The sequence below is a fragment of the Streptomyces pseudogriseolus genome (assembly GCA_002154585.1).
Taxonomy (GTDB): Bacteria; Actinomycetota; Actinomycetes; order Streptomycetales; family Streptomycetaceae; genus Streptomyces; species Streptomyces pseudogriseolus.
In genome coordinates this window covers 169-5,388 of the sequence record MUNG01000267.1, presented here as the reverse complement: position 1 = coordinate 5,388, position 5,220 = coordinate 169, and the positions used below count along the sequence as shown (strand labels likewise).

4 protein-coding genes and 1 pseudogene are annotated in these 5,220 nt (G+C 70.2%); 2 read left to right on the top strand and 3 right to left on the bottom strand.

Annotated elements, in window-relative coordinates; genetic code table 11:
- Positions 1–37 precede the first annotated feature (37 nt).
- The 3 genes from CCN29_RS22605 to CCN29_RS22595 all read right to left on the bottom strand — a co-directional run bounded on the left by CCN29_RS22605 (position 38) and on the right by CCN29_RS22595 (position 3,807).
- Positions 38–616, bottom strand: coding sequence for a TerD family protein (locus CCN29_RS22605; protein ID WP_006135293.1), 579 nt, complete (start codon positions 614–616; stop codon positions 38–40).
- A gap of 136 nt (positions 617–752) precedes the next feature.
- Positions 753–2,903, bottom strand: a complete 2,151-nt coding sequence (gene uvrB, locus CCN29_RS22600; protein ID WP_006135294.1) for an excinuclease ABC subunit UvrB — start codon at positions 2,901–2,903, stop codon at positions 753–755.
- 40 nt (positions 2,904–2,943) lie between these two features.
- On the bottom strand, positions 2,944–3,807 hold the full coding sequence (locus tag CCN29_RS22595) for an MHYT domain-containing protein (protein ID WP_006135295.1): 864 nt from the start codon (positions 3,805–3,807) through the stop codon (positions 2,944–2,946).
- Between the two features lie 278 nt (positions 3,808–4,085).
- Here CCN29_RS22595 and CCN29_RS22590 point away from each other — a divergent pair, with 278 nt between their 5' ends.
- Together CCN29_RS22590 and CCN29_RS36135 are read left to right on the top strand one after the other, a co-directional pair.
- Positions 4,086–4,961 (top strand): glycerophosphodiester phosphodiesterase, encoded by an 876-nt coding sequence (locus tag CCN29_RS22590; RefSeq protein ID WP_006135296.1) that lies wholly within the window; start codon positions 4,086–4,088, stop codon positions 4,959–4,961.
- Positions 4,962–5,039: 78 nt separating this feature from the next.
- A pseudogene (locus CCN29_RS36135) lies at positions 5,040–5,220 on the top strand (methylated-DNA--[protein]-cysteine S-methyltransferase); the annotation flags it as partial.

The following is a 5,220-nucleotide window of genomic DNA, read 5'->3' as shown; positions in this document are numbered from 1 at the left end:
CGGCCCCCGCGCGGGGGCCGGTTCGTCCGCGGCTGCCTCAGAGGACGGGCAGGATGGCCGGCATCAGGTCCTGGAAGGTGCGGCCGTTGGCCGGGTTGCCGAGGGCGGTCATCGTCCAGCCCGCGCCGGTGCGGTGCACCTTGGCCATGATCTGGGCGGTGTAGGGGCCGCCGCCGGCGAGCGTGTAGCGGGCGAGCTCCTGGCCGTTGGTCTCGTCGACCAGGCGGCAGAAGGCGTTCTGCACCTCCTGGAACGTCTGGCCCGTGAAGGAGTTCACGGTGAAGACGATCTGGTCGATGTGGACCGGGACGCGCGAGAGGTCGACGAGGATGGCCTCGTCGTCGCCGCCCTGGCCCACGCCGCCGACGAGGTTGTCACCGGTGTGGCGCACGGAGCCGTCGTCGCTCACCAGGTGGCGGAAGAAGACGACGTCGACCGGCTGCTTGTCGGCGAAGAGGACGGCGGAGGCGTCCAGGTCGATCTCCCGGGTACGGGTGCCGAACAGGCCACGCCGGGGGGCCGCCTGCCATCCGAGACCCATGCGCACCGCGGTCAGGCTGCCGCCGTCGTTCTTCTGCAGACTGATGGCCTGACCCTTGGTCATGTTGACGGTCACGCGCTGATTCCCCTCTCGGACGTCCCCTGTTGCCGCGAAGACCGCGGTTGACCAGAACCCTACGCAGGTGCGCTGACAGCGACGAACCCCGGTCCACACTTTGTGTCGGTCTTGCAACACATCCCGTGTACGGAGGTCAGGACAGGCCCGCCTCCTGCATCTGCCTCAGTTCCTTCTTCATCTCCGACACCTCGTCGCGCAGCCGTGCCGCGATCTCGAACTGCAGATCGGCTGCGGCTGCCCGCATGCGCGTGGTGAGTTCCTCGATCTGCTCGGCGAGTTCGGCGGCGGGGCGGTCCGTGGGCACCGTCCCGGCGGCCTTGCCCTTGGCCCCCTTGGCGTTCTTCGCCGCCTTCGCGGCCTTGCCGCCGAGTGCGGGCACGGGCGTCTTCGTGGCGCCGCCGTCCTTCTTGGCCTGGCGGTAGCCCGAGCCGAGCAGCTGCTCGGTGTCGATGTCCTCGCGGGCGATCTGCGCGACGATGTCGTTGATCTTCTTGCGCAGCGGCTGCGGGTCGATGCCGTTGGCCTTGTTGTAGGCGATCTGCTTCTCGCGGCGCCGGTTGGTCTCCTCGATGGCCTTCTCCATCGCCGGCGTGATCTTGTCGGCGTACATGTGGACCTGGCCGGAGACGTTGCGCGCCGCGCGGCCGATGGTCTGGATCAGGGAGGTGCCCGACCGCAGGAAGCCCTCCTTGTCGGCGTCGAGGATCGCCACCAGGGACACCTCGGGCAGGTCGAGGCCCTCACGCAGCAGGTTGATGCCGACCAGGACGTCGTACTCGCCGCTGCGCAGTTCCCGCAGGAGCTCCACCCGGCGCAGGGTGTCGACGTCGCTGTGCAGGTAGCGCACCTGGATGCCGAGTTCCACGAAGTAGTCCGTGAGGTCCTCGGCCATCTTCTTGGTGAGCGTGGTGACCAGGACGCGCTCGTCCTTCTCCACACGTGTGCGGATCTCGTGCACCAGGTCGTCGATCTGGCCCTCGGTGGGCTTGACGACGACCTCGGGGTCGACGAGTCCGGTCGGGCGGATGATCTGCTCGACGAAGCCGTCGGACCGGGACAGCTCGTACTGTCCCGGGGTGGCCGACAGGTAGACCGCCTGGCCGACGCGCTGCTGGAACTCCTCCCACTTCAGCGGGCGGTTGTCCAGGGCGGACGGGAGCCGGAAGCCGTGGTCGACGAGCGTGCGCTTGCGGGAGGCGTCGCCCTCGTACATGGCGCCGATCTGCGGCACGGTGACGTGCGACTCGTCGATGACGAGGAGGAAGTCGTCCGGGAAGTAGTCCAGCAGCGTGTTGGGCGGCGAGCCCGGCACGCGGCCGTCGAAGTGCATCGAGTAGTTCTCCACGCCGGAGCAGGTGCCGATCTGGCGGAGCATCTCGATGTCGTACGTGGTGCGCATGCGCAGCCGCTGGGCCTCGAGGAGCTTGCCCTGCTTCTCCAGCTCCGCGAGGCGCTCGCCGAGCTCCTTCTCGATGTCGTTGACCGCGCGCTCCAGCCGCTCGGGGCCCGCGACGTAGTGGGAGGCGGGGAAGACGTAGAGCTGCTGGTCGTCGCTGATGATCTCGCCGGTGAGCGGGTGCAGCGTGGACAGCGCCTCGATCTCGTCGCCGAACATCTCGATGCGGACGGCGAGCTCCTCGTAGACCGGGAAGATCTCGATGGTGTCGCCGCGGACACGGAAGGTGCCGCGCGCGAAGGCCATGTCGTTGCGCGTGTACTGGATGTCCACGAAGCGGCGCAGCAGCTCGTCGCGGTCGATCTCGTCGCCGACGCGCAGCGGGACCATGCGGTCCACGTACTCCTGCGGGGTGCCCAGGCCGTAGATGCAGGAGACGGACGCGACCACGACGACGTCGCGGCGGGTGAGCAGCGAGTTGGTCGCCGAGTGGCGCAGCCGCTCGACCTCCTCGTTGATCGAGGAGTCCTTCTCGATGTAGGTGTCCGACTGCGGGACGTACGCCTCGGGCTGGTAGTAGTCGTAGTACGAGACGAAGTACTCGACCGCGTTGTTCGGCAGAAGCTCGCGGAACTCGTTGGCCAGCTGGGCGGCGAGGGTCTTGTTCGGCGCCATGACCAGGGTGGGGCGCTGGAGCTTCTCGATCATCCACGCCGTGGTGGCGGACTTGCCGGTGCCGGTGGCGCCGAGCAGCACGACGTCCTGCTCGCCGGCCTCGATGCGCCGGGCGAGCTCGGCGATGGCCGCGGGCTGGTCGCCGCTCGGCCGGTAGGGACTGACGACCTCGAAGGGCGCCACCGTGCGTTCGATCTGGGAAACGGGCCGCATGTCATCCACGGTACGACCCCCCACTGACAACGGGTCGGGGTCAGCGGCGCTGGGGGGTGCGGGAGCGGTGTTCGACGGGGCCGCGGGCGCGCAGCCGCGAGCGGACCGAGGGGTGGTGCGCCGGGGAGTGGGCGGGTATCCCGGGCAGGCGGTCGGCCGAGCGCGCCGGGGGCCGGCCCATGACCACCAGGGGGTCGAAGATCACCACGATGCCGGCGAGGACCAGGACGGCGAGCGGGCCGACCATCATGGGGCCGAGCAGGGCGGCCGCGGACTCCCCGGTGGCGGGTTCGGCCGTGCCGTGCACGTGCACCTCGACGGCGGCCATGCCGATGTAGTGCATGCCGGTGACCGCGAGCCCCATGATCAGACTGGCGCCGACGCTCCACAGGAAGCCCCTGGCCCGGCCGGCCGCCCACAGCGCGGCGCTGGCGGCGGCCATGGCGACGACGACCGAGGCTGCGACGGCGACGGTGTCGTACTCGATCCGTCCGTCGAGGCTCATCCCGGCCATGCCGAGGTAGTGCATGGAGGCCATGCCGAGGCCGGTGACGGTCCCGCCGGTGAACAGGGCCGTCCCGGTGGCGCCCTTGTAACCGACGATGAAGATGCCTATGCCGACCATCACGACGGCGACGGCGAGGCTGGCGAAGGTCATCGCGCGGTCGTAGTGGATCGGCGTCCCCTTGACGGTGAAGCCCATCATCGCGACGAAGTGCATGGTCCAGACGCCCGCGCCGATGGCGGCGGCTCCCAGGGCGAGCCAGCCGGGGCGCCAGGAGCGGGGCGCCAGCCCGGCCCGGGTGGTGCAGCGCAGCCCGAGCGCGCCTCCGAGGCAGGCCATGAGATAGGCCACCAGAGGTGTGACCAGCCCGTAACTGAATCCGTCGACCGTGCCCTGCATGCGCGGCTGCCCTTCCGCCCTGTACGTTCCGCGTTGCCCCGTTGTGCGCCCCCTCCCAGGACCGCTGCGGCGGCCAGGGTTTCGCAGAGAGTATGACCCCCACCGGAATGGTCGAACGACTATCCGGCAAAGAAACACGTTCCTGCCCCAGGTGTGTGGCACCAGTGTGCGGAGTTCGCGGATCGGCGTTCAATCCGTGGCCATCCCGCACCCGTCTCGCGTTGACCCTCTGCTGTCACAGTGGTTCTGACCGTGACCGTTCGACGCGAGGAGTACCCATGCACGCACGCGCCGTCGCCGCCTCGACCACCGCGCTGGCGGGAGCCGCCGTCCTCCTGCTCCCGCTCTCCCCGGCCGGCGCCGCCGAGGGCGCCGCGCCCGCTCCCGAGGTCGTCGCGCACCGGGGCGCCTCCGGGTACGCGCCGGAGAACACGCTCGCGGCCGTCGACAAGGCGGCCGCCCTGGGCACCGAGTGGGTGGAGAACGACGTCCAGCGCACCAAGGACGGCGAGCTCGTCATCGTCCACGACGACAGCCTCCAGCGCACCACCGACGTCGAGGAGGTCTTCCCCGACCGTGCGCCGTGGAAGGTGAAGGACTTCACCGCCGCCGAGATAGCCCGCCTGGACGCGGGCAGCTGGTTCGACCCGGCGTACGCGGGCGCGCGCGTGCCGACGCTGGAGCAGTTCGTGCGGCGGATCGACCAGCACCGGCAGAAGCTGCTGCTGGAGATCAAGAACCCGCAGCTGTACCCGGGCATCGAGCGGGACATCCTCAAGGTCCTCGCCAACGAGGGCTGGCTCGACCGCGCGCATGTGCGGCAGCGGCTGATCGTGCAGAGCTTCGGCGCGGACAGCGTACGGACGGTCCACCAGCTGGCGCCCGCGGTGAAGACCGGCTTCCTCGGGACGCCGCCGGTCGCCGACCTGCCGACGTACGCGGCCTTCACCGATCAGATCAACCCGTCGTACGCGTCGCTCACCGCCGACTACGTGACCGCGGTGCACGCGTTCAAGGGGGCGCACGGCAAGCGGCTCGAGACGTTCACCTGGACGGTGAACGACGCGGCCGCCGCCCGCCGGGTGGCCGGCTACGGGGTGGACGGGATCATCACCAACAACCCCGACGTGGTGCGTGACGCGGTGGGCGGCTGACCCCTCGGCCACGGCTGTCCCGCCCCGCGCCGCCGCCTGCGGACCGCGTTGTCGGTGGCGGATCGTACGGTGGGGCGCATGGACAGTGAGGGGCGGTACGAGCAGCGGGTCGTGTGGGCGGTCGTGGACACCGGCGTCGGCCCGCTGCTGCTGGCCGCGACCGGCCAGGGCCTGGTCAACGTGGTGTTCCACGCCACCGACGAGGTGCGTGACAAGGCGCTGGAGCGCCTGGCGTCCCGGCTCGGCGCCGAGCCCGTGG

Excerpts from the sequence above, each read along its gene's own strand:
- uvrB (WP_006135294.1), bottom strand. The coding sequence starts at position 2,903 with ATGCGGCCCGTTTCCCAGATCGAACGCACGGTGGCGCCCTTCGAGGTC.
- CCN29_RS22595 (WP_006135295.1), bottom strand. The coding sequence starts at position 3,807 with ATGCAGGGCACGGTCGACGGATTCAGTTACGGGCTGGTCACACCTCTG.
- CCN29_RS22590 (WP_006135296.1), top strand. The coding sequence starts at position 4,086 with ATGCACGCACGCGCCGTCGCCGCCTCGACCACCGCGCTGGCGGGAGCC.